Consider the following 21,367-nt stretch of genomic DNA (forward strand, 5'->3'; position numbering starts at 1 on the left):
ATCTGGGCGTGTGAAGCCGGCCCGACGACGAGAGCGGCGTGTCAGGAGCAGCAGGAAGGACGTTCTGTACTTCTGGGGAGCTGTGCTTCGCGCGTTCGTGCGGCCGGGGAGCCGGCCGCGGGCGAAGCACCCGGGCGGGACGTCAGACGCCGAGGGCGGGGAAGACCACGGCGTCGATGAACTGGCCGAGGAAGGCCCGGTCGACGGACCGGTCCTCGATCAGAGGTAGTGCGATGAACGCCCCGATGAGCATGTGCGGCACGAAGTCCAGGGCCGGGCAGTCCGGCCGGATCTCGCCCCGCTCGACGGCGCGCTGCAGCATCGCCTGGAGACCGTTGAGCTCCGGGTCGACCAGCAGGTCGCGCAGTGCCCGGTGCAGCTCCGGACTCTCGTGGACGGCATGGGCCAGGCCCCGCATCAGCGCGGTGTCCTTGGCCATCTGCGCGTCGTCCGAGCGCTCGACCATCGTCGCGAAGTCCCCGCGCAGGGTGCCCGTGTCGATCTCCCGGAGGGAGACCGGCTGGGTACATCGCAGGGCCTTGGCGACCAGCTCCGGCTTGCTCCCCCACTGGCGGTAGAGGGTGGCCTTGCTGGACTTCGTACGGGCGGCGACGGCGTCCATGGTCAGCGCCTCGTAGCCGACCTCGCGCAGGAGGTCGAGGACCGCCCCGTGGAGTTCGGCTTCCCGTTCGGGGGTGATCCGGCTGCGACGGGCCGACATGACGTCGGTCACCCGGCAACTCGCCTTCATCGCGACCTCCTCCGAACGAAACGGTTCCGTACTCCTCAGAGCCTACCCGCCCGACTAACGAAACGAAACCGTTCCGTTTCGTTAGCGGGGGTGGCGTGGGTCACGCGGCGGGTGTCACGCAGCAGGCGTCACACCGCACCGGTCACGCGGCGGGTGTCACGCAGCAGGCGTCACACCGCACCGGTCACGCGGCACGGGTCACGCCGCACGCGGGCACGCGTCACGCCGCACGCGTCACGCCGCGCACCGTCCGCACGTCACCCACACGGACGCCACACGGTCACCTGTACGAGTTGCCGGGCCCCTCCGGCGCGGAAAGCATTGGGGGGTGAGTCACGACGTCGCGTACCTCCGCTTCCCGCACCTCCACGACGACCTGCTGTGTTTCGCCACCGAAGACGACCTCTGGGTCGCCCCCCTGGTCCCCGAGGGCCAGACCCCCGGCCGTGCCTGGCGCATCACCGTCGACCGCACCCGGGTCGGCCACCCGCGCTTCTCCCCCGACGGACGGCACATCGCCTTCACCACCTGGCGCAGCCTCGACCCGGAGATCCACCTCGCCCCCGTCGACGGCGGCCCCGCCCGCCGGCTCAGCCACTGGGGCTCCACCGACACCCGGGTCTGCGGCTGGGACCCGGACGGCAACGTCCTGGCCGTCTCCTCCCACGGGCAGCCCTTCTCCTACTACTCCTGGGCGTACAAGCTGCCCACCGACGGCAGCCCCGGCGGCCGCCTCCCCTGGGGCCCGGTCTCCGACATCCAGGTCGCCGACGTCGACGGCGAACACCGCAGCCTGCTGCTGACCGGCAAGCCCCCGCACGAGCCCGCCGCCTGGAAGCGGTACCGGGGCGGCGCCACCGGCCGGCTCTGGCTGCACGGGCAGCGGCTCCTGGAGGACATCGAGGGGCACCTCGAATCCCCGATGTTCGTCGGCGGCCGGATCGCCTTCCTCTCCGACCACGAGGGCATCGGCAACCTCTACTCCTGCCTGCCCGACGGCACCGGCCTGCGCCGCCACACCGACCACGACGAGTTCTACGCCCGGCACGCCTCCAGCGACGGCTCCCGCGTGGTCTACCAGTGCGCGGGCGACATCTGGCTCGTCGACTCCCTCGCCGAAGGGGCCTCGCCGCGCAAGCTGCCGGTCCGCCTCGGCGGCCCGCGCGCGGGGCGGCGTACGTACCAGGTGCCGGCCGCCAGCAACGTCGACTCGCTGTCCGTGGACACCACCGGCCGGGCCAGCGCCGTCGTCGTGCGCGGCAGCCTGTACTGGCTCACCCACCGCGACGGTCCGGCCCGCACCATCGCCGACACCCCCGGCGTACGGGTACGGCTGCCCGAGATGCTCGGCAGCGGCGGGCAGGTCGCGTACGTCACCGACGCCGAGGGCGAGGACGCGATCGAGATCGCCTACCTGCCGCGCGCCTCCGGCGACCGCGAGCCCCGCCGGCTGGCCTCGGGCGAGCTGGGCCGCGTCACCGAACTGCTGTCGGACCCCGACGGGGAGCGGCTCGCCATCGCCTCGCACGACGGGCGGCTGCTGCTGCTCGACGCGACGGAGGAGTCTGGGGGAGGCGAGGTCACCGAACTCATCCGGTCCATCAACGGCCCCGTCACCGACCTCGCCTTCTCCCCCGACGGCTGCTGGCTGACCTGGTCGCACCCGGGCATCGGACGCTCCCTGCGGCAGATCAAGATGGCGAAGATCTCCGGTCCCGGCGCGCGCGTCGTCGTCGACGTCACCAACGGCCGCTTCGAGGACGAGAACCCGGTCTTCACGCGGGACGGCCGCTACCTCGCCTTCCTCTCCTGGCGCGGCTTCGACCCGGTGTACGACGTGCACACCGGCGACCTGTCCTTCCCGCTGGGCTGCCGCCCCTACCTGGTGCCCCTGTCCTCGGCCACCCCCTCCCCCTTCGCCTTCTCCCCCGACGGCCGGCCCGCCGCCGGCGGACTCGACCCCGTCGAGGGCGAACCGGGCGAGGGCGACGGCACCGTCACGGTGGAGGTGGAGGGCCTGGAGAGCCGGGTCACGCCCTTCCCCGTCTCCGCGTCGAAGTACTCGGCCCTCCACCCGGTGCACGGCGGCGGACTGGTCTGGCTGCGCTGGCCCATCTCCGGCGCGCTCGGCGAGACCTTCGCCAACCCGGCCGACACCAGCGGCAAGCCGACGCTGGAGCACTTCGACATGACCAAGGCCCGCAAGACGGAACTGGCGTCGGGGCTGGACTGGTTCGCGGTCAGCGGCGACGGCACCCGGCTCGTCGTCAACGACGACGGTGACCTGCGCGCCGTGCCGGCCACCGAATCGGGTGACGGCGACTCCACCGTCTACCTCGACCTGCGGCGCATCCTGCACGAGGCGGACCCGGCGGCCGAGTGGCGCCAGGCCTTCGAGGAGGCCGGCCGGCTCATCCGGGCGTACTTCTGGGAGCCGAAGATGTGCGGCATCGACTGGGACGGCGTGCTGCGCCAGTACCGGCCGCTCGTCGAACGCGTCGCCTCCCCGGACGAGTTCGCCGACCTGCTGCGCGAGGTCCTCGGCGAACTCGGCACCTCGCACGCCTACGTCTCCCCCGCCCGGCGCAACGAGGGCCCGCCCCACTACCAGCGGGCCATCGGGCTGCTCGGCGCCAACCTCGTGCACCGGGAGGAGGGCTGGGTGGTCAAGCGGATCCTGCCCGGCGAGTCCTCCGACTCCAAGGCCCGCTCCCCGCTCGCGGGCACCGGCATCCGCGACGGCGCCGTGCTCACCCACGTCGACGGGCGGCCCGTGGACCCGGTCGCCGGCCCCTACCCGCTGCTGTCCGCGGCCGGCGGCACCACCGTCGAACTCACCTTCCAGCCCGCCGAGGGCGAGGGCCGGGCCCGGCGCGTCGCGGTCGTACCGCTGGTCGACGAACGTCCGCTGCGCTACCAGGACTGGGTCTCCAAGCGCCGCGCCGTGGTCCGCGAGGTCAGCGGCGGCCGCTGCGGCTACCTGCACATCCCCGACATGGGCGGCTCCGGCTGGGCCCAGTTCAACCGCGACCTGCGCATGGAGATGTCCCGGCCCGCCCTGATCGTGGACGTACGCGGCAACGCGGGCGGGCACATCAGTGAACTCGTCGTGGAGAAACTCACCCGTTCGATCCTCGGCTGGGACCTGACGCGCAACGCGCAGCCGGTCTCGTACGCGTCGAACGCGCCCCGCGGCCCGATCGTGGCGCTGGCCGACGAGGCGACCTCCTCCGACGGGGACATGATCACCGCCGCGTTCAAACTGCTGGGCCTGGGCCCGGTGGTGGGCCAGCGCACCTGGGGCGGGGTGGTCGGGATGACCGGCCGGCACACCCTGGGCGACGGGACGGTGATCACCGTGCCGATGAACGCCGCCTGGTTCCCGGAGTACGGCTGGTCGGTGGAGAACCACGGCGTGGAGCCGGACCTCGCGATCCTGCGCACCCCGCTCGACTGGGCGGAGGGGCGGCACGCGCAGCTGGACGACGCCGTGCACCTGGCGCTGGAGCTGCTGGAGCAGGACCCGGCGGCCGTGCCGCCCGGCTACACCGACGTACCGGACCGCCGGCGTCCGAAGCTGCCGCCGCGGGAGTAGCCGTAGCGGGAGTAGGCGTACGGGACGGGCGGGGGCACGGGCGGTGCACGCGGAAGGGGCGCGGTCCGGACCTCCTCGGTACGGACCGCGCCCCTCGGCGCTGTGTGCGTCGGCGCCGTGTGCGTCGGCGCCGGGTCTGTCAGGGCCTGGTAGCAGTCAGGCCCGAAGGTGCGTGCTTCAGGGCTGTTCCAGGACCTCAGGTCCGGTCGTCGAGCTCGTCCCTGATGTCGTCGACCGGCTGCTGGGACTTCGACCTCATGTCCTTCTTCTGCTGCTTGGCCTTCGCGGTGCGCTCGGACATGTCGTCCTTGGCGCCCTGCTTGGCCTGCTCGGCGCGTTCCTTGATCTCGTTGGCCTTGTCCTGGAACTGGTCCTTGATACCCATGCTTCTCACTCCGTACGGGGTGTCGGTGGTTGGGCCTCGACCAGACTGACATGCAGCAACAAAGCACGCATTTCGATCAGCGGTGGGCGGATCGCTCCTGTTCGTCGGCCGCCCCGCCGGCCCCCACGAGCCCCTTGGGGACGTCGGCGAGCCTCGGTTCGAAGCGCTTCATCTCCCGCTTCCCGCCCGCCGCGATGACCGCCGGCAGGTAGCCGCGGACGCCCTGCATGCCGCGCAGCCACCACTGCGCGTACACGTGCGGCGAGCGCCGTTCGATGCCGGCCACGATCCGGTCGACCGCCGGACCCAGCGGGTAGGTGCGGTTGGCGGGCCAGGGCAGCCGCCCGCGCAGCTCGCGCATGACCTCGTCCTGGTCGGCGCCGCGCACCATGTCGGTGTCGGTCCAGGAGAGGTAGCCGACGCCGACCTTGACGCCCTTGTAGCCGACTTCGGCGCGCAGGCAGTGCGCGAAGGCCTCGGCGCCGGACTTGGAGGCGCAGTACGCCGTCATCATCGGCGCCGGGGTGATCGCGGCGAGCGAGGCGATCTGGAGGAAGTAGCCGCGGCTCTCCATGAGGACGGGCAGGAAGGCGCGGGCGGTGACGGCCCCGCCGATCAGGTTGACCTCGATGACGCGGCGCCAGGCCTCGGGGTCGGAGTCCCCGAACGGGCCGCCGGCGGCGACGCCCGCGTTGGCGACGACGATGTCGACTTTTCCGAAGCGCTCCTTGACCTCGCGCGCGACCCTGGCCATGGCCTCGTGGTCGGTGACGTCGGCGTGCCAGTGGTCGCTGTCGGTGTGCAGCCGCCCGGAGACCTCCTTGAGCGCCTCCGGCTCCAGGCCCACCAGGGCGATCCTGGCGCCGCGCGCGGACAGCTTGCGGGCGAGCAGTTCGCCGACCCCGCGGGCGGCGCCGGTGACGACGGCGACCTGGCCTTCCAGACTCCTTCGAGCGCTCACGCGGTCTTCTCCTTCTCTGCGTCGGACGGGGCGGATGCGTCGGATACGCCGGATGCATCGGATACGCCGGATGCGGCGGGGAGGTAGCGGCCCGTCAGCTCGCGGACGGCTCGGGTGACGGCCTCGGGGGCCTCGACGGGGGTCATGTGCCCCATGCCGGTGAGTTCGGTCAGGCCCACGCAGTTCGGCAGCGCCACCGCCAGCCGCCGGGCGTGCACGACGGGGGTGAGCCGGTCGTCCCGGCCGGCGATGACGGCGGTCGGCACGGTCAGCCGGGCCAGTTCGGCGTCCAGGTCCAGCCCCGCCAGCACCTCGGACCAGGCGTGGCGCACCCCCGCCGGGCAGGCGTGCACGATGCGGGCGCAGGCCTCCACCCGGTCCGGCGCGGACCCGGGGCCCATGGTGGCGTACTTGAGCACCGCGCGGCCCACGGGCGTGACGGGCCCGAGGGGGGCGCGCGAGCCGAGCACGGCGCGGGTCGTACGGGTCCTCGCGCGCCCGGCGCGCAGCGGCAGCACGGTCGCCTCCGCGACCAGCCGCGAGCTGCCGGTGCTGCACAGCAGGGCGGCCGCGGCGTGCTCGGCGAACTCGGGGCGTCCGGCGGCGGCCATCACGGTCATGCCGCCCATCGAGTGCCCGGCGACCACGGCGCGCTCGCCGGGGGCGAGGGTCGCCTTCAGCACGGCGGCCAGGTCGTCGGCGAGGGCGGTGGTGCCGTAGGCGGCGGCCGCCGGGCTGCGGCCGTGGCCGCGCTGGTCGTAGGCGACGACCCGGTGGTCGCGGGCCAGGTCGCGGATCTGCGCCGCCCAGAAGGCGGTGGAGCAGGTCCAGCCGTGGGAGAGCACGACGGCCGGGGCCCCTTCCGCGCCGTGCACCTCCACGTGCAGCCGGGATCCGTCGGCGGACACGGCGACCAGCTCGCGGGCCGCGGCCGGCGGCGCGTACCGGCCGGCGGTGACGTGCCCGGGCCGGCTCACGCGGCGCCCTCCTCGGCGGGGGCGGCCGCGGAGCCCGGCGCGGCGGCCGCGGCGGGTACGGCGGGGGCGCCGGCCGCTGCGGGGGCCGGGACCCGCTCGCGCTCGCGGTCCCGTACGCGTACGACCTCGTACTCGGCCAGGTCGACCGTCAACGTGGCGCGCCGGAACTCACCCGTCGTGCCCGGCCACACGGTGGTGTTGCGGCCCTGGGCGTCCAGGTACCAGCTGGTGCAGCCGCCGGTGTTCCACACCGTCCGCTCCATCCGCGCCTGGACGTGCCGGTTCCACTGGTTGACGGCGGACGGCCGGACCGCGAGCGCGGTGCGCCCGCCCAGGCTGCCGCCGTCGAGGAGGGAGAGCTGGCGCAGGTAGTCCGCCATGTAGTTCAGCTGGGACTCGATCATCAGGATCATCGAGCTGTTCCCGAGGCCGGTGTTCGGTCCGATGATCGTCATCCAGTTGGGGAAGCCGGCCGCGGTCGCCCCGCGCAGCGCCTGCATCCCGTCCTTCCACGCGTCCGCGAGGGTCTGCCCGTCGGCGCCCACCACCCGTTCGGCGATCGGCATGTCCGTGACGTGGAAGCCGGTGCCGAAGATGATCGCGTCCACCTCGGTCTCGGTCCCGTCGGCGGCGACGAGCACCGAGCCCCTGATCTCCTTCAGCCCCGAGGCGACCACGTCCACGTCGGGCCGGGCCAGCGCCGGGTAGTACTCGCTGGAGAGCAGGATGCGCTTGCAGCCGATCCGGTACGAGGGCGTGAGCTTGGCCCGCAGCTGCGGGTCCTTGATGGAGCGCGCCATATTGGCCTTGGCCAGGGATTCGATCAGCCCGAGCTGGTTCGGCCGTTTGGTGAACGCGCTGACCTGGAGCTCGCGGATCCCCCACAGCAGCCCGCGGCGGGCCGACTGGGTGAAGGGCAGCTGCCGGTGCAGCCAGCGCTCGGCGGTGCTGATGGCGCGGTCGGTGCGCGGCATGACCCACGGCGGGGTCCGCTGGAAGAGGGTGAGGCGGGCCGTCCGGGGGGCGATGGCCGGCACGATCTGGATCGCGGAGGCGCCCGTGCCGACCACGGCGACGCGCTTGCCGGTCAGGTCGTAGTCGTGGTCCCAGCGGGCGGAGTGGAAGACCTTGCCGGGAAACTCGGCGAGCCCGGGGATCTCGGGCGTCTTCGGGTCGGACAGCGGTCCGGTCGCCGACACCACGACGTCGGCGGTCAGGGAGCCCGCCGAGGTCTCGATCTCCCAGCGCAGCTCCCGCTCGTCCCAGCGCATCATCAGGACCTCGTGGCCGAGCCGGATGTGCGGGCGCAGCCCGAAGGTGTCGGCGACGCGCTCCAGGTAGGCGCGTATGGCGGGCTGCCCGGAGAAGGTGCGCGGCCAGTCGGGGTTGGGGGCGAAGGAGAAGGAGTACAGGTGCGAGGGCACGTCGCAGGCGCACCCGGGGTAGCTGTTGTCGCGCCAGGTGCCGCCGACGGAGTCGGCCCGTTCCAGGACGACGAAGTCCGTGATCCCCTCGCGCCGCAGCCGGACGGCCGCGCCGAGCCCGCCGAAGCCGGACCCCACCACCGCCACCCGTACGTGCTCGCGCGCGCCCTTGCCGACCTTCCTGCCCTTGCCGACCGTGCTGCCGCCCATGCCCGCCGCCTTCCGCACCGCAATCCGAACCGCAACGTTGCCAGCAATCACTGGCACAATCGGGAGGGTAGAACAGCTCCGTACCCATGGGTAGGGGTCGCGCCGGGAAAGTTACCGCGAGTACTCCCCACGGACGCCCCGCGGACCGGCCCCGGCATGATCCACAAGCGACCCCCTAGGCTGCGGGTGTGGACAGACCGGCGACGAGAGGGGCACGGCCCGCCGTGGAAACCGTGGAGCCCGTGGAGCGCGAGGGCGGGCGCGAGTACCGGACGGAGGAGCTGGCCGAGGCGGCCGGCATCCCGGTGCGCACGCTGCGCTTCTACCGCGAGCGCAAGCTGCTCCCGCCGCCGCGCCGCGAGGGCCGCATCGCCTGGTACGACGAACACCACCTGGCCCGGCTGCGCACGATCGCCGCCCTGCTGGACCGCGGCCACACCCTCGGCGGCATCGCCGAGCTGACCGCCGCCTTCGAGAAGGGCCGCGACGTCGGCCAGCTCGGCGAACTGCTCGGGATCGGCGGATCGGAGGAGACCCCGGTCCGGCTCTCGCCCGAGGTGCTGGCCGACTACTTCGAGGGCGAGGTCACCCCGGAGAACCTGGCGGCCGCGCTCGACCTCGGCTACGTCGCCACCGACGGCGAGGCCATCGTGCACGTCAGCCGGCGCCTGCTGGACGTCTCCTCGGCCCTGGTACGCGAAGGCGTGCCGCTGTCGGCGGTGCTGGAGACGGGCCGCCGGGTCCGCGAGCACGCCGACGCGCTGGCGGAGCTGTTCACCGAGCTGATCTCCGCCCACCTCGGGCAGGAGGCCGTCACCCGGCTGCGCCCGCTGGCCAAGAGCGTGGTCGAGGCGGAGCTCACGATGGCGATGGACCGCCTGCACCAGCGTCCGTAGCCGCCACGGGCACCCCAGCCGCCACAGGCCCCGCCGGCACCCCACCCGCCGCAGCCGCCGCACGGCCGGCCGGCACCGCGGCGCCACAGGCCCCGCCGGCACCGCAGCGCCGTCGGCACCGCAGCCGCCGGGGCCGCCGCGGTCCCTCAGACGCCCAGCTCGTAGACCACCGTCACCGGCGCGTGGTCCGACCAGCGCTCGGGGTGCGTCTCGGCGCGCTCGACGAAGGCCTTCACGGCCTTCGCCGCCAGCCCCGGGCTCGCTACCTGGAGGTCGATGCGCCAGCCCGCGTCGTTGTCGAAGGCCCGGCCCCTGTAGGACCACCAGGAGTACGGCCCCTCCGTGTCCGGGTGCAGCCCGCGCACGACGTCGACGTAGCCGGCCTGCGCGTACACCTTCCCCAGCCACTCCCGCTCCTCGGGCAGGAAGCCCGCGTTCTTGCGGTTGGTCTTCCAGTTCTTGAGGTCGGCCTCCTGGTGGCAGATGTTCCAGTCGCCGCACACCACGACCTCCCGCCCGTCGGCGGCGGCCCGCGCCTTCAGCTCCCCGAGGTAGCCGAGGAACTCCTCCATGAACCGGTACTTCTCGTCCTGCTTCTCGGTGCCCGCCTCCCCGGAGGGCAGGTACAGGCTCGCCACGGTGACGCCCGGCAGGTCGACCTCGACGTAGCGCCCCGAGTCGTCGAACTCGTCACTGCCGAAGCCCACCCGCACCCGTTCGGGCTCGCGCCGCGTGTACAGCGCGACACCGGCCCGGCCCTTGGCGGCGGCCGGCGCGAACACGGTGTGCCAGCCCTCGGGCTCCCGGGCCTCTGCCGGAATCTGCGCCTCCTCGGCCCGCACCTCCTGGAGGCACACGACGTCGGCGTCGGATCCGGCGAGCCACTCCACGAACCCCTTCTTGGCGGCGGCGCGGATCCCATTCACATTCACGGAGGTCACGGTGAGCATCCCTGCACCATAGCGGGATGGATCCGTACGATATTCAAATGTCTCACGGTATAAACATCCGCGCCGTGCCGTACGACCACCCGGACGCGGCGGCGCTCGACGCTCAGGTCCAGGTCGAGTACCGGCAGCGCTACGACGGCGAGGGCGACGCCACCTTCCTCGACCCGGCGATGTTCCTCCCGCCGAACGGCCTCTACCTGCTCGCCTACGACGACGCCGGCGACCCGGTGGCCAGCGGCGCCTGGCGCGGCCAGGAGAAGAACGACGAGGGCTACTCGGACGGCGACGCCGAGATCAAGCGCATGTACGTCGTACCGCGGGCGCGCGGCCTCGGCCTGGCCCGCCGCATCCTGGCCGAGCTGGAGGCCGACGCACTCGCGGCGGGCCGCACCCGCATGGTCCTGGAGACCGGCGACAAGCAGCCCGAGGCCATCGCCCTCTACCTCTCCTCGGGCTACGCCCTGTCCGAGAAGTTCGGCTACTACCGCGACTACCCGTCCAGCCGCTGCATGACGAAGCCGCTCCGGGCCGTCGTCGGCTCCTGACCCCCGCGGGGCCGTTCCACCGGATCAGCGGCGGAGCCAGACGGCTTCGTCCGCGCCCCACCGGGACGGCCCCCGCCCCCAGTCCCCGAACGGGCTCGCGGCGTACCGCAGCACCCCGTACCCGGAGTCCGCCTCGCGCAGCCACGGCTCCGGCGCGTACCCCGGCACCGCCGCGCCCACCGCCGGCACCCGGCGCACCAGCCACGACGCCGTCCCGGCCAGGGAGAGCCGCAGCGCCCGGCCGCCCCCCTCCGCCAGCGCCCGCAGCACGCCCGCGGCCAGCAGGTACCCCGTGCCGTGGTCCAGCGCCTGCGCCGGCAGCACCCCCGGCCTCCCGTCCTCGCCCGCGCACCGCGCGGCGATCCCGTACCCCGCCTGCACCAGCGAGTCGAAGCCCCGGCGCCCCGCCCAGGGCCCGCTCCAGCCCCACGCGCACAGCTGCGCCACCACCAGCCGCGGGAACCGCTCCAGCAGCTCCTCGGCACCCAGCCCGAACCGTTCCAGCGCGCCCGGCCGGTACCCCGTCACCACCACGTCGGCGGTGGCGAGCAGCCGGTCCAGCGCCGCCCGGCCGGCCGCGTCACCGAGGTCCAGCAGCGCGGAGCGCTTCCCGAAGCCGGTGTCCGCGTGCGCGTCGTCCGCCTCGCGCAGTGCCGGGGAGTCGATCCGCAGCACGTCGGCGCCCAGCAGCCCCAGCGTCCGCGTCGCGACGGGCCCGGCGATGACCCGGGTCAGGTCCAGCACCCGCACCCCGGACGCGGGCAGCGCGCCCGGCCCCGGCGGCCGGCCGCCGCCCGGGCCCCGCACCCACTCCACCAGCGGCCGCGGCTCCCCGTACTCCGGCGCGACGGCGACGGCGAGCCCGCCCTCCGCGTAGACGGCCTCCTGCGCCTCGGCGGCGCTCCGGCCCGCGAGGGCCTCCCGCAGCGCATCCGGGGTGCCGGGCACGCCGAGCGCGCGTACCAGGGCGGCCTGGTGGTGCGGGTAGTTGGCGTGGGTCCGCACCCAGCCGTCGGCCGCCCGCCAGAACCCGGACAGCGGCGCGAAGCCCACCGGCGCCCGGCCCTCCACCCGCAGGTGCCGCTCGCTGACGAACGCCGTGGCCACGGCGCCCTCGTCCACCGCGACCGGGGCCGCGTCCAGTGCCGTGCCCCCGGCCCGTACGGCGGCCAGCTCGGCCGCCGCGAGCCCGCACACCCCGACGCAGGCCCGCGCCAATTCCCGTACCGGCAGCGGACCCTCCAGCCCGCCCGGTCCCGCGAATCCGACCCGTCCCGCCAACTCGCCGTCCCCGCCCAGCGCTTCCCACGCCTGTGCGACGGCCCCGTCCGTCTTCGTCATGCGGCCCATTGTCACGGTGACCGCCGGCCGCCCAACCCGCCGTTTTCCGAAGGATTTCGGTGACGGCCCCGAAAACGCCGAGATCCCGCCCGGTCTTTCGACCGGACGGGATCTCGTGACGATTCCCGGTAGCTATCCGAGAACTGTCGTTTGTGGACCTGTGGGGATTTGAACCCCAGACCCCCTCGATGCGAACGAGGTGCGCTACCAGACTGCGCCACAGGCCCTTGCGACGTGTGAAACATTAGCATCCCCGCGCGGGTGCTCCAAAACGCGTTGTCCGGAGGGTCCGCGCAGGTCACCCGTCACTCGTTCGCGGCGCGCGGCCGGTCGTCGCTCTCGTACTGGTCGAAGAGCGGCGTACGGCCGAGATCGCGGCCCCGGGGGCGGGGCGGGGCGGGCTGCGCGGCCGGGCCCGGGTCCGCCGGCTTCGGTACGGCCGGCTGGGCGCGCAGGCGGGGGTCGGTCGGCTCGGCGGTGCTGGAGCGGGCCGCGCTCCAGCCGTCCGGGTTGACCGGGCCGGTGGCGCGGGGGGCGACCGGGGCCGTCACGTACGTCGGCAGCGGGACCGGTACGGGCTCCCAGCTGTCGCCGCGGGCGGGGCCGCGCTCGCGCTCGCGCTGCTGGTCCACCCACTCGGCGTGGTCGGTCTGCTCGACGAGCGCCCGGCGCCCGGCCTCCTGCGGGGAGACCGGCGGGGCGGGGTCCGGTTCGGCGCCGCCGCCGGCGGTGGCGGGCTCGGGCTGCTCGCGGTGGCGCTGGGGGCGGTTCTCGCGCAGGCTGCGGGCGGCCGCCTCGGCGCGCCGCCGGTCCATCGTGAACTCGTAGCGGCGCCGCTCCTGGACCCGCAGGTGCACGATGTAGGCGCTCAGCAGGAGGGCCGGGGCGGCCGGGGCCCACAGGTAGTGGATCCCGCCGACGGCCGCGGCGACCGCGCCGCCGCTGAAGGCGAGGAAGAGGAGTGCGGTGGTGCGCCGGCGGCGTGCGAGCACCTGGAGGCGCTGCTGCCGGCGGACCCGTTCGGCTTCGATGGATCTCGGTTCGGCCCTGGTCGGGGACACGCCGAGGGCCCGGGCGTCGGCGTCCACGGAGTTCACCGTTTCCGTCGCCGCTTCCGGGTCCGCGTGGGGCTGGGCCTCCGCCTGATCCTCACCGCGCTCACGCAGCCCCTTGGCGTAACGGCGCTCCATTCCCGCCCGGCCGGAAAGCAGCCGGATGGCGGTGGAGAAGCGTTCCGTCGGACGCGCTTCGTTCAGCTCGTCCTGCCTCCGGAGCCACATGGGCACCAAGTAGGCGGCCCAGGCCCCGACGATGACTGCGTAGATGAGGCCGCTGCTGCTCACACCTCACACCGTAGAGGGGCGCGCCCGGGAGGATCAGCCAATTGGGCCGGTGTGTCGCACGATCAGGCTGATATCACCGACTTTTTTTGTGATTCTTCGGATCAGGTTATGGGCGAATCGGCCAACAATTCGAACGCTTTTGCGATTACCTGCTTTACGGGGTGGGTGTCGGCGGCGGGCTTTCCCGCTTGCGCGTGCGGTGCCAGCGGCGGAGCAGCCCCTGCGGGACCTCCTCCGCCGTCAGCGCGAAGACCAGGTGGTCGCGCCACGCCCCGTCGATGTGCAGATAACGCGGCCGCAGTCCCTCCTCGCGGAAGCCGAGCTTCTCCACGACCCGGCGGCTGGGCCCGTTCTCGGGGCGGATGCACACCTCGATGCGGTGCAGCCCGACCTTCTGGAAGCAGTGGTCCACCGCGAGCGCGACCGCCGTCGGCATCACCCCGCGGCCGGCCACGTCCCGGTCCACCCAGTAGCCGACGTGGGCGGCGCACATCGAACCCCAGGTGATCCCGGCGACCGTCAGCTGGCCGACCAGCCGCCCCTGGTACTCGATGACGAAGGGCAGCATCCGGCCCGCGTTCGCCTCGGCCCGCAGATGGCGGACCATCTGTCGATATGTCGGCCTGTGGATAACGGGACCCCACGGCGCGGGCGGCGGGATCGTCGCCTCCCACGGCCGCAGCCAGTCCCGGTTGCGCTGGTTGACCTCGCGCCAGGCGCGCTGGTCCCGCAGCTTTATCGGCCGGAGCGTGACATCGCCGTCCGCCAGCACCACCGGCCAGGAGGGGCCGTTCAGCTCGGGCTCCCGGGCGCCGCGTCAGGTCTGGGGTGGTCGCCGCCGCGGAGCTGGTCCACGGCGTGCGGCAGGATCCGCGCCAGCACCGCGAGGCCGTCCTTCACCCCGCCCGTCGAACCGGGCAGGTTCACGATCAGGGTGCGGCCGGCCACGCCCGCCAGGCCCCGCGACAGGGCGGCGGTGGGCACCTTGGCCAGGCCCTCCGCGCGGATGGCCTGCGGGATGCCCGGGACCTCGTAGTCCAGTACGCGGGCGGTCGCGTCCGGGGTCCGGTCGGTCGGCGAGATGCCGGTGCCGCCGGTGGTCAGGATGACGTCGTAGCCGCCGGCCACGCCCTCGCGCAGCGCCTGCTCGACGGGGTCGCCGTCCGGCACCACGCGCGGGCCGTCGACCGTGAAGCCGAGCCCCTCCAGCGCCTCGGCCAGCAGCGGCCCGCCCTTGTCGGCGTACACGCCCTGCGAGGCGCGGTTCGAGGCGGTGACGACCAGCGCCCGCCCGGCCGCGGGCCGCGGGGCGGCGTCCGCCGGTGCCGTCCCCGCCGCGTGGCTGTCGCCGTGGCTGTGGCTGTGCACCTCGCCGCCGCGCGGGGGGTTCACGCGCGGGTCCAGTCGCCGGACTTGCCGCCGGTCTTCTCCTCCACCCGCACGTCGGTGATGACCGCGCCCTTGTCGACGGCCTTCACCATGTCGATCACGGTGAGGCCGGCGACGGCGACCGCGGTCAGCGCCTCCATCTCGACGCCCGTGCGGTCGGCGGTCTTGACGGTGGCGAGGATCTCGACGGCGTCGTCGGCGACCGTCAGGTCGACCTTCACCCCGGAGACCGCCAGCGGGTGGCAGAGCGGGATCAGGTCGGGGGTCTTCTTCGCCCCCATGATCCCGGCGATCCGCGCGGTGGCGAGGGCGTCGCCCTTCGGCACGCCCTCGCCGCGCAGCAGCTCGATCACCCGCGGCGAGACGAGGACGCGTCCGCTGGCGCGCGCCGTCCTGGTGGTGACGTCCTTCTCGGAGACGTCGACCATCCGGGCCGCGCCGGCCTCGTCGATGTGCGTCAGCCTGCTCTGCGTACTCATATCTGCGTGCCGCTCCCGCTCCGGGCCCCCTGGAGCCTGGGGCCTGTGTGATGCAACACGCTACCCGCACCGGCGGCCGCTCAGCCGAGCAGGATCACTTCCAGCTCGGCCCCCGGCTCCACCGAGGTGACGTCCTCCGGTACGACCATCAGCGAGTCGGCGTGCGCGAGCGCGGCGATCAGGTGCGAGCCCGATCCGCCGACCGGGGTGACGGTGCCGGCCTCGGCGTCGTACGTGCCGCGCAGGAACTGCCGGCGGGCCGCCGGGGAGCCGATCGGCGCGTCGGCCTTGAGCACGGCGCGCACGCTGGGCCGGGACACCTCGGACTCCGGCAGGCCCATGAGCGTCCGGATCGCGGGGCGCACGAACAGCTCGAAGGAGACGTACGAGGACACCGGGTTGCCTGGCAGGGCCAGCAGCGGGGTGTGGTCGGGGCCGACGGTCCCGAAGCCCTGCGGCTTGCCGGGCTGCATGGCGAGCTTGCGGAAGTCGACGCCGCCGCCGGAGGGCTCGTCGCCGGAGCCCTCGCCGGAGCCGGCGGCGGTCAGGGCCTCCTTGACCACGTCGTAGGCGCCGACGGAGACCCCGCCGGTGGTGACGAGCAGGTCGGCCCGGATGAGCTGGTCCTCGATGGTGGAGCGCAGGGTCTCGGCGTCGTCGGCGACCGCGCCGACGCGGTAGGCGATGGCGCCGGCGTCGCGGGCCGCGGCGGCCAGCGCGAAGCTGTTCGAGTCGTAGATCGTCCCGGCGGTCAGCGCCTCACCCGGCTGGACCAGCTCGCTGCCGGTGGACATGACGACCACGCGCGGGCGCGGCCGGACCCGTACGGTGCCGCGTCCGATCGCGGCGAGCAGGGCGATCTGCGGCGGTCCGAGGACGGTGCCGGCGGCGAGCGCCAGGTCGCCGGCCTGTACGTCGCTGCCGCGCGAGCGCACGTGCGCCCGGGCCTCGGCCGCGCGGTGGACGCGTACCTCGCCGGCCGCGCCCTCGGGCGCGGCGCTGGCCGGGGTCATGCCGGAGGCGGCGCCGCCGCCCGTGCCGCCGTCGGTCCACTCGACCGGCACGACGGCTTCCGCGCCGGGCGGCAGCGGGGCGCCGGTCATGATGCGGGCGGCCTGGCCTGGGCCGACGGTGGGCAGCTCGCCGCTGCCCGCCGCCACGTCGCCGATGACGGCGAGCACCGCGGGGAACTCCTCGCTCGCACCCTGGACGTCCGCCGTGCGGACGGCGTACCCGTCCATCGAGCTGTTGTCGAAGGGCGGCAGGGCGACGGGCACGGTGACGTCCTCGACCAGGACACAGCCCTGGGCGTCCAGCAGCTGGAGCTCGATGGGCTCCAGCGGCCGGACGGCGGCGAGTACGTCCGCGAGGTGCTCGTCCACCGACCACAGACGGTGCCGGGCGCCCGCCGGTTGAGAACGCTGCGGTGCGGAACTGCTCAAGGTGCTACATCTCCTCCGTGACGTAACGGTGAAGCCAGGTGCGGAACTCCGGGCCCAGGTCCTCACGTTCGCACGCGAGTCGGACGATGGCCCGCAGGTAGTCACCCCGGTCCCCGGTGTCGTAGCGGCGGCCTCGGAAGACCACGCCGTGCACCGGGCCGCCCACGCTCTCGTCGGCGGCCAGCTTCTGCAGGGCGTCGGTGAGCTGGATCTCCCCACCCCGGCCCGGCTCGGTCTCCCGCAGTATGCCGAAGATCGCCGGGTCGAGGACATAGCGTCCGATGACCGCGTAGTTGCTGGGCGCCTCGGCGGGCTCCGGCTTCTCGACGAGGCCGGTGATCCGGACGACGCCGTCCTCGCCGGTCGGCTCGACGGCGGCGCAGCCGTAGAGGTGGACGCTGGACGGGTCGACCTCCATCAGCGCGATGACGGTGCCGCCGGTGCGGGCGTGGACGTCGACCATCTGCCGCAGCAGCGGGTCGCGCGGGTCGATCAGGTCGTCGCCGAGGAGGACGGCGAAGGGCTCGTCGCCCACGTGCGGCTCGGCGCACAGGACGGCGTGGCCGAGGCCGCGCGGATCGCCCTGGCGGACGTAGTGCATGGTGGCCAGGTCGCTCGACTCCTGGACCTTCTTCAGCCGGTCGTCGTCACCCTTGGCGATCAGAGCCGATTCGAGCTCGTAGTTCCGGTCGAAGTGGTCCTCCAGGGCCCGCTTGTTACGGCCGGTGATCATGAGTACGTCGTCCATCCCGGCCGACACGGCCTCCTCGACGACGTACTGGATGGCCGGCTTGTCCACGACCGGGAGCATTTCCTTGGGGGTCGCCTTGGTCGCCGGGAGGAACCGAGTGCCGAGCCCCGCAGCCGGGATGACGGCCTTCTTGATCACTGGGTGCGACTGAGTCATGGGCAGAACGATAGTGGGTCGTACAGGAGGCCCAGCAGGGTTCCGGTGAATATGCCCGACTTGATCCATATGTGAAAGGAATTGTGACGAGACTGTGGTAGAAAACCCGCCCGGGAACCACCCCTTCGTACCCGAAAAGGCCGCCCTGCGCCGGGAACTCCTCGCAGCCCGCCGCGCCTTGCCCCCCGAGGCCCGCGACGCGGCGGCCCGGGCCCTCTCCCGCTCCGCCCTCACCCTGCCCGAGTTGGGCGGCGCCCACACCGTCGCCGCGTACGTCTCCGTCGGCGCCGAACCGGGCACCCGCGAACTGCTCGACGCGCTGCGCGCCGCCGGCAAGCGGGTGCTGCTGCCCCTGCTGCTCCCGAACAACGACCTGGACTGGGCAGCGTACGAGGGCCCGGACAGCCTCGCCGAAGCCGCCCACCCGGGGAAGATGCGGCTGCTGGAGCCGTCCGGCACGCCGCTCGGCCCGGACGCCGTGACCGGCGCCGACGCCGTGCTGCTTCCCGGGCTCGCGGTCGACGGGCGCGGGATGCGGCTCGGCCGCGGCGGGGGCTCGTACGACCGGGTGCTCGCCCGGCTGGAGCGGGCCGGCGCGCACCCCGCGCTGGTGGTGCTCCTGTACGACGAAGAGGTGGTCGCGCGGGTCCCGGAGGAACCGCACGACCACCCCGTCCAGGCGGTGGCCACCCCGTCGGGGGTGGTGCGCTTTACCGCGTGATCAGCCGGCCGGCCGGCGTCGCGCTCACGGCTTGAGCGTCAGGGTGTCCACTGTCGACTTGTCGACGGCGCCCTTTCCGAACGGCCAGTCCAGCAGTTCGCCCTTGGCCCACATCGACGTCTGGTCGGTGTACGTGCCGGCGTACGCGTGGCCCGAGGCGCCGGTCAGGTTGATCCAGCGGGACTTGTCCAGGTCGCCGAGGTTGACGACCATCCGCATCGACGGCACCCAGGTGACCTCGTAGCCGCTGGAGGCGTTCCAGCCGGTCGCGTTGACGGTGGCCTCGCCGCCGCCCACGTTCCACGGGCCGCGGTTGAGGAGCCACTGCATGAAGCCCGGGCCCTCCTTGCCGATCGTCTGGTTCTTCAGCGTCAGCTGGTGCAGCCGGCCCCAGCTCCACGTCGCCTGGTCCTTGCCGAGCTTGGCGGTCAGCTCCCAGCGGGCGTCCTCCATGGCCCGGGCGAACAGCTCGTCGCGGGTCTTGATCGGCTTGTCGTGGACGGTCTTCGGGGTGGCGGTCCACCACGGCGACTTCTCGTCCTTGACCAGCCGGCGGACCACCTCGAACCAGCGGTCGCCGCCGTCCGGCTGCGCCGAGTCGGGGCCGCGCGTACCGCACTCGCGGACCGTCTTGGTGAGGTCGTCGTTCGGGCCGGTGCCCGCCTCGCTGACGTTCATGCAGCTGCCCTCGACCCGCAGCTCCTTCGGCATCTTGTCGCCGAAGGCCAGCTTGAGGATGTTGCGCCAGACCGCGTTGAAGTACGCGGCCGCCGCGGAGTCGGACTCCTGCGTGTAGTTCCAGCCTTCGAGCAGCTTCTGCGCCGAGCGCACGTCCGGGTCGGAGACCTGGATCTTGGCCAGCATCGGGGTCAGCAGCGCGGCGATCTCGCTGCTGTTGTCCATCTGCATGGTGCGCATGTCGTCGGTGGAGATCTTGCCGTTGTCCTTGGTCTTCGCCTCGATGAGGTCGTTGATCCGCTGGCTCCGGGCGCCGTAGCCCCAGTCCGTGGTCAGGACGTACGGGTACTTGCCGGCGCCGGTGCCGGACTCGGTGACGGCCTGGTTGGCGGTGACGATGTAGCCGCGCGCCGGGTTGAGCTCCCAGGGCATCTCGTTCTGCGGGATGTAGCCGGCGTTGCCGTCCCGGCCGCCCTTCCAGGTGTACTTCGGGTCCCAGCCGGGCGCCGGCAGGCGGCCGTCGCCCTGGTTGCGGATCGGGATGCGGCCCGGGGCCTGGTAGCCGATGTTGCCGTTCGCGCCCTTGTTGTCGGCGTAGATCAGGTTCTGCGAGGGGACCTCGAAGTCGGCCGCCGCGGCGCGGAAGCTGTTGAAGTCCTTGGCCCGGTTCAGCTTGAACACCGCGTCCATCGACTTGCCCGGGTCCAGGGCGGTCCAGCGCAGGGCGACGGCGTAGCCGTCCCCGCGGTCGGGGGCCGAGCTGGGAACGGGGGCGCGGGAGCCGACGGTCTCCAGCTCGTCGCTGCGGTCGGAGATCAGCGGCCCGTTGTTGGTGGTGCGGACGGTGATCTTCTTGCTCTTGCCGCCCGCGACCTTGATCTCCTCTTCACGGGTGGTGAAGGGGACGACCTTGTTGTCGTAGACGTAGCCCTCGGGACGGACCTGCTCCAGGTAGAGGTCGGTCACGTCGGCGCCGAGGTTGGTCATGCCCCAGGCGATGTCGGCGTTGTGGCCGATGACCACGCCGGGCATGCCGGAGAAGGTGTAGCCGGCCACGTCGTACTGGCACTGGGGCGAGGCGGCGCGGCAGTGCAGGCCCATCTGGTACCAGACCGAGGGCAGCTGCGGGGAGAGGTGCGGGTCGTTCGCGAGGAGCGGCTTGCCGGTGGTCGTGTACTGGCCCGAGACGACCCAGGAGTTCGATCCGATGCCGCTGCCGTTGGGGCCGAGGATGGCCGGGATCTCGTCCAGGGTCTTGGCGAGGGAGCCGAGCTGCGTGCGCAGGCCGACGGTCGCGCCCTGGGCGGTGGCGTTGTCGGCGAGGCCGGTGGCGCCCGCGGCCCCGTTGGGGGTGGCCTGCGAGCCGGTGCCGGGGGTGGTGCTGCCGGTGCCCGTGCCGGTGCCGGTTCCGGTGCCCGTGGTGCCGTTGCCCGTGCCCGTGCCCGTGCCGGTGGTGCCGTTGCCCCTGCCGGTGCCGGTGCCGGTCGAGCCGGAGCCCGGGGTGCCCTGGGGCGCGTACTTGCCGCCGGAGACGGTGCCGCCCTCGACGATCGGCTTGTTCCGGTCGAAGGGGTACGGCGGGTAGAGCTCGTCGATCTGCGCCTGCGAGAGCTTGTTCGTCATCAGCGAGCGGTCGATCTCGTCCTGCATGTTGCCGCGCAGGTCCCAGGCCATCGCCTTGAGCCAGGCCACCGAGTCCACCGGCGTCCACTGCTCCGGCTTGTAGCCGTCGGTCAGCTTGAGGGCGGCGTGCTCGACGGAGAGGTCCTTGCCGGACTTCCCCTTCAGGTACGCGTTGACACCGTCGGCGTAGGCCTGGAGGTACTTCTTCGTCTCCGGCGAGAGCTTCTTGTCGTACTCCTCCTGGGCCACGTGGCGCCAGCCGAGGGTGCGCAGGAAGGCGTCCGTCTCGACCTGGCCGGAGCCGAACATCTCCGACAGCCGGCCGGCGGTCATGTGGCGGCGGACGTCCATCTCCCAGAACCGGTCCTGGGCGTGCACGAAGCCCTGCGCGCGGAAGAGGTCCTCGTCGTTGTCTGCGTAGAGCTGCGGAATGCCGTGCTCGTCGCGCTTCACATCGACCGTCCCGGTCAGGCCTGGGACCTTGAGGGAGCCGGTCGTCTGCGGGAAGGAGGCGCGCACGGTGTCCACGCTCCAGTACGCGCCGTAGCCGAGGCCCGCCAAGAGCGCCAGGACCATGACGAGCACGAGCAGGCGTGCGCGTCGTCCCTTCTTCTTGACGGAAGGTCCGGATTCATTGGCGGGCATCGCTGTCCTTAGAGGGGCAGGGTGGTCCTGGGATTGCTGGGAGCAACCATAGGCGCAGGACCGCCTCCGTTGATCCGCCAGGGGTCGAGGTCCGTAGGACAGGCG

General features: G+C 73.1%; 18 protein-coding genes and 1 tRNA gene. 4 read left to right on the plus strand and 15 right to left on the minus strand.

The genetic code is table 11. The features are described from left to right. Positions 1-142 precede the first annotated feature (142 nt). The gene (locus tag ACQKM2_RS19730; protein WP_007264588.1) at positions 143-721 is read right to left on the minus strand and encodes a TetR/AcrR family transcriptional regulator; all 579 of its coding nucleotides are present in this window, start codon (positions 719-721) and stop codon (positions 143-145) included. A 358-nt stretch (positions 722-1,079) separates the two neighbouring features. Between ACQKM2_RS19730 and ACQKM2_RS19735 the strand changes: the two genes are divergently transcribed. Then, positions 1,080-4,346: a S41 family peptidase gene (locus ACQKM2_RS19735; protein ID WP_427711305.1), complete on the plus strand. Its 3,267-nt coding sequence runs from the start codon at positions 1,080-1,082 to the stop codon at positions 4,344-4,346. 196 nt (positions 4,347-4,542) lie between these two features. Here ACQKM2_RS19735 and ACQKM2_RS19740 read toward each other — a convergent pair whose 3' ends face one another. The 4 genes from ACQKM2_RS19740 to ACQKM2_RS19755 form a co-directional block, all read right to left on the minus strand. Further along, positions 4,543-4,731, minus strand: coding sequence for a hypothetical protein (locus ACQKM2_RS19740; RefSeq protein ID WP_427711307.1), 189 nt, complete (start codon positions 4,729-4,731; stop codon positions 4,543-4,545). A gap of 76 nt (positions 4,732-4,807) precedes the next feature. After that, positions 4,808-5,692 (minus strand): SDR family oxidoreductase, encoded by an 885-nt coding sequence (locus ACQKM2_RS19745; protein WP_427711309.1) that lies wholly within the window; start codon positions 5,690-5,692, stop codon positions 4,808-4,810. After that, positions 5,689-6,669, minus strand: a complete 981-nt coding sequence (locus ACQKM2_RS19750) for an alpha/beta fold hydrolase (RefSeq protein ID WP_427711311.1) — start codon at positions 6,667-6,669, stop codon at positions 5,689-5,691. Before ACQKM2_RS19750 ends, ACQKM2_RS19745 begins: the two co-directional genes overlap by 4 nt. Continuing rightward, complete coding sequence (locus tag ACQKM2_RS19755) at positions 6,666-8,303, minus strand: flavin-containing monooxygenase (protein WP_427711312.1); 1,638 nt, start codon at positions 8,301-8,303, stop codon at positions 6,666-6,668. Before ACQKM2_RS19755 ends, ACQKM2_RS19750 begins: the two co-directional genes overlap by 4 nt. A 224-nt stretch (positions 8,304-8,527) precedes the next feature. Between ACQKM2_RS19755 and ACQKM2_RS19760 the strand changes: the two genes are divergently transcribed. Beyond that, on the plus strand, positions 8,528-9,199 hold the full coding sequence (locus ACQKM2_RS19760; protein ID WP_427711314.1) for a MerR family transcriptional regulator: 672 nt from the start codon (positions 8,528-8,530) through the stop codon (positions 9,197-9,199). A 146-nt stretch (positions 9,200-9,345) separates the two neighbouring features. On the opposite strand, the gene ACQKM2_RS19765 is transcribed toward ACQKM2_RS19760, so the two are convergent. Beyond that, positions 9,346-10,149 carry an exodeoxyribonuclease III gene (locus tag ACQKM2_RS19765; protein ID WP_427711316.1) on the minus strand — a complete coding sequence of 268 codons (804 nt, stop codon included), beginning with the start codon at positions 10,147-10,149 and terminating at the stop codon, positions 9,346-9,348. 38 nt (positions 10,150-10,187) lie between these two features. Between ACQKM2_RS19765 and ACQKM2_RS19770 the strand changes: the two genes are divergently transcribed. Beyond that, positions 10,188-10,694 carry a GNAT family N-acetyltransferase gene (locus tag ACQKM2_RS19770; RefSeq protein ID WP_427711318.1) on the plus strand — a complete coding sequence of 169 codons (507 nt, stop codon included), beginning with the start codon at positions 10,188-10,190 and terminating at the stop codon, positions 10,692-10,694. Positions 10,695-10,718: 24 nt separating this feature from the next. Here ACQKM2_RS19770 and ACQKM2_RS19775 read toward each other — a convergent pair whose 3' ends face one another. The 8 genes from ACQKM2_RS19775 to galU all read right to left on the minus strand — a co-directional run bounded on the left by ACQKM2_RS19775 (position 10,719) and on the right by galU (position 17,595). Continuing rightward, positions 10,719-12,035: a CoA transferase gene (locus ACQKM2_RS19775; RefSeq protein ID WP_427711320.1), complete on the minus strand. Its 1,317-nt coding sequence runs from the start codon at positions 12,033-12,035 to the stop codon at positions 10,719-10,721. Positions 12,036-12,188: 153 nt separating this feature from the next. Further along, positions 12,189-12,262: transfer RNA gene (locus ACQKM2_RS19780), tRNA-Ala, on the minus strand. A 78-nt stretch (positions 12,263-12,340) separates the two neighbouring features. Continuing rightward, a complete protein-coding gene (gene sepX, locus ACQKM2_RS19785; protein WP_427711322.1) occupies positions 12,341-13,378 on the minus strand; it encodes a divisome protein SepX/GlpR in 1,038 nt (345 codons plus the stop codon). Between the two features lie 154 nt (positions 13,379-13,532). Next, on the minus strand, positions 13,533-14,153 hold the full coding sequence (locus tag ACQKM2_RS19790) for a GNAT family N-acetyltransferase (protein ID WP_125818496.1): 621 nt from the start codon (positions 14,151-14,153) through the stop codon (positions 13,533-13,535). A gap of 17 nt (positions 14,154-14,170) precedes the next feature. Further along, positions 14,171-14,662 (minus strand): MogA/MoaB family molybdenum cofactor biosynthesis protein, encoded by a 492-nt coding sequence (locus ACQKM2_RS19795; RefSeq protein WP_427711397.1) that lies wholly within the window; start codon positions 14,660-14,662, stop codon positions 14,171-14,173. A 104-nt stretch (positions 14,663-14,766) separates the two neighbouring features. Then, complete coding sequence (moaC, locus tag ACQKM2_RS19800; RefSeq protein WP_007264601.1) at positions 14,767-15,246, minus strand: cyclic pyranopterin monophosphate synthase MoaC; 480 nt, start codon at positions 15,244-15,246, stop codon at positions 14,767-14,769. Between the two features lie 80 nt (positions 15,247-15,326). Further along, complete coding sequence (gene glp / locus ACQKM2_RS19805) at positions 15,327-16,688, minus strand: gephyrin-like molybdotransferase Glp (RefSeq protein WP_427711325.1); 1,362 nt, start codon at positions 16,686-16,688, stop codon at positions 15,327-15,329. Between the two features lie 4 nt (positions 16,689-16,692). Next, positions 16,693-17,595, minus strand: a complete 903-nt coding sequence (gene galU / locus ACQKM2_RS19810; protein WP_427711327.1) for a UTP--glucose-1-phosphate uridylyltransferase GalU — start codon at positions 17,593-17,595, stop codon at positions 16,693-16,695. Positions 17,596-17,689: 94 nt separating this feature from the next. Here galU and ACQKM2_RS19815 point away from each other — a divergent pair, with 94 nt between their 5' ends. Further along, complete coding sequence (locus ACQKM2_RS19815; protein WP_427711329.1) at positions 17,690-18,316, plus strand: 5-formyltetrahydrofolate cyclo-ligase; 627 nt, start codon at positions 17,690-17,692, stop codon at positions 18,314-18,316. A gap of 24 nt (positions 18,317-18,340) precedes the next feature. On the opposite strand, the gene ACQKM2_RS19820 is transcribed toward ACQKM2_RS19815, so the two are convergent. After that, positions 18,341-21,262, minus strand: coding sequence for a penicillin acylase family protein (locus ACQKM2_RS19820; protein WP_427711331.1), 2,922 nt, complete (start codon positions 21,260-21,262; stop codon positions 18,341-18,343). Between the last annotated feature and the right edge of the window lie 105 nt (positions 21,263-21,367).

The organism is Streptomyces sp. NPDC004126 (genome assembly GCF_050275515.1).
Lineage (GTDB): Bacteria > Actinomycetota > Actinomycetes > Streptomycetales > Streptomycetaceae > Streptomyces.

Bases quoted from the DNA above. Each gene is read 5' to 3' on its own strand.
- ACQKM2_RS19730 (WP_007264588.1), bottom strand. From the start codon at position 721: ATGTCGGCCCGTCGCAGCCGGATCACCCCCGAACGGGAAGCCGAACTC.
- ACQKM2_RS19740 (WP_427711307.1), bottom strand. From the start codon at position 4,731: ATGGGTATCAAGGACCAGTTCCAGGACAAGGCCAACGAGATCAAGGAA.
- ACQKM2_RS19755 (WP_427711312.1), bottom strand. From the start codon at position 8,303: ATGGGCGGCAGCACGGTCGGCAAGGGCAGGAAGGTCGGCAAGGGCGCG.
- ACQKM2_RS19765 (WP_427711316.1), bottom strand. From the start codon at position 10,149: ATGCTCACCGTGACCTCCGTGAATGTGAATGGGATCCGCGCCGCCGCC.
- ACQKM2_RS19770 (WP_427711318.1), top strand. From the start codon at position 10,188: ATGTCTCACGGTATAAACATCCGCGCCGTGCCGTACGACCACCCGGAC.
- ACQKM2_RS19775 (WP_427711320.1), bottom strand. From the start codon at position 12,035: ATGACGAAGACGGACGGGGCCGTCGCACAGGCGTGGGAAGCGCTGGGC.
- moaC (WP_007264601.1), bottom strand. From the start codon at position 15,246: ATGAGTACGCAGAGCAGGCTGACGCACATCGACGAGGCCGGCGCGGCC.
- galU (WP_427711327.1), bottom strand. From the start codon at position 17,595: ATGACTCAGTCGCACCCAGTGATCAAGAAGGCCGTCATCCCGGCTGCG.
- ACQKM2_RS19820 (WP_427711331.1), bottom strand. From the start codon at position 21,262: ATGCCCGCCAATGAATCCGGACCTTCCGTCAAGAAGAAGGGACGACGC.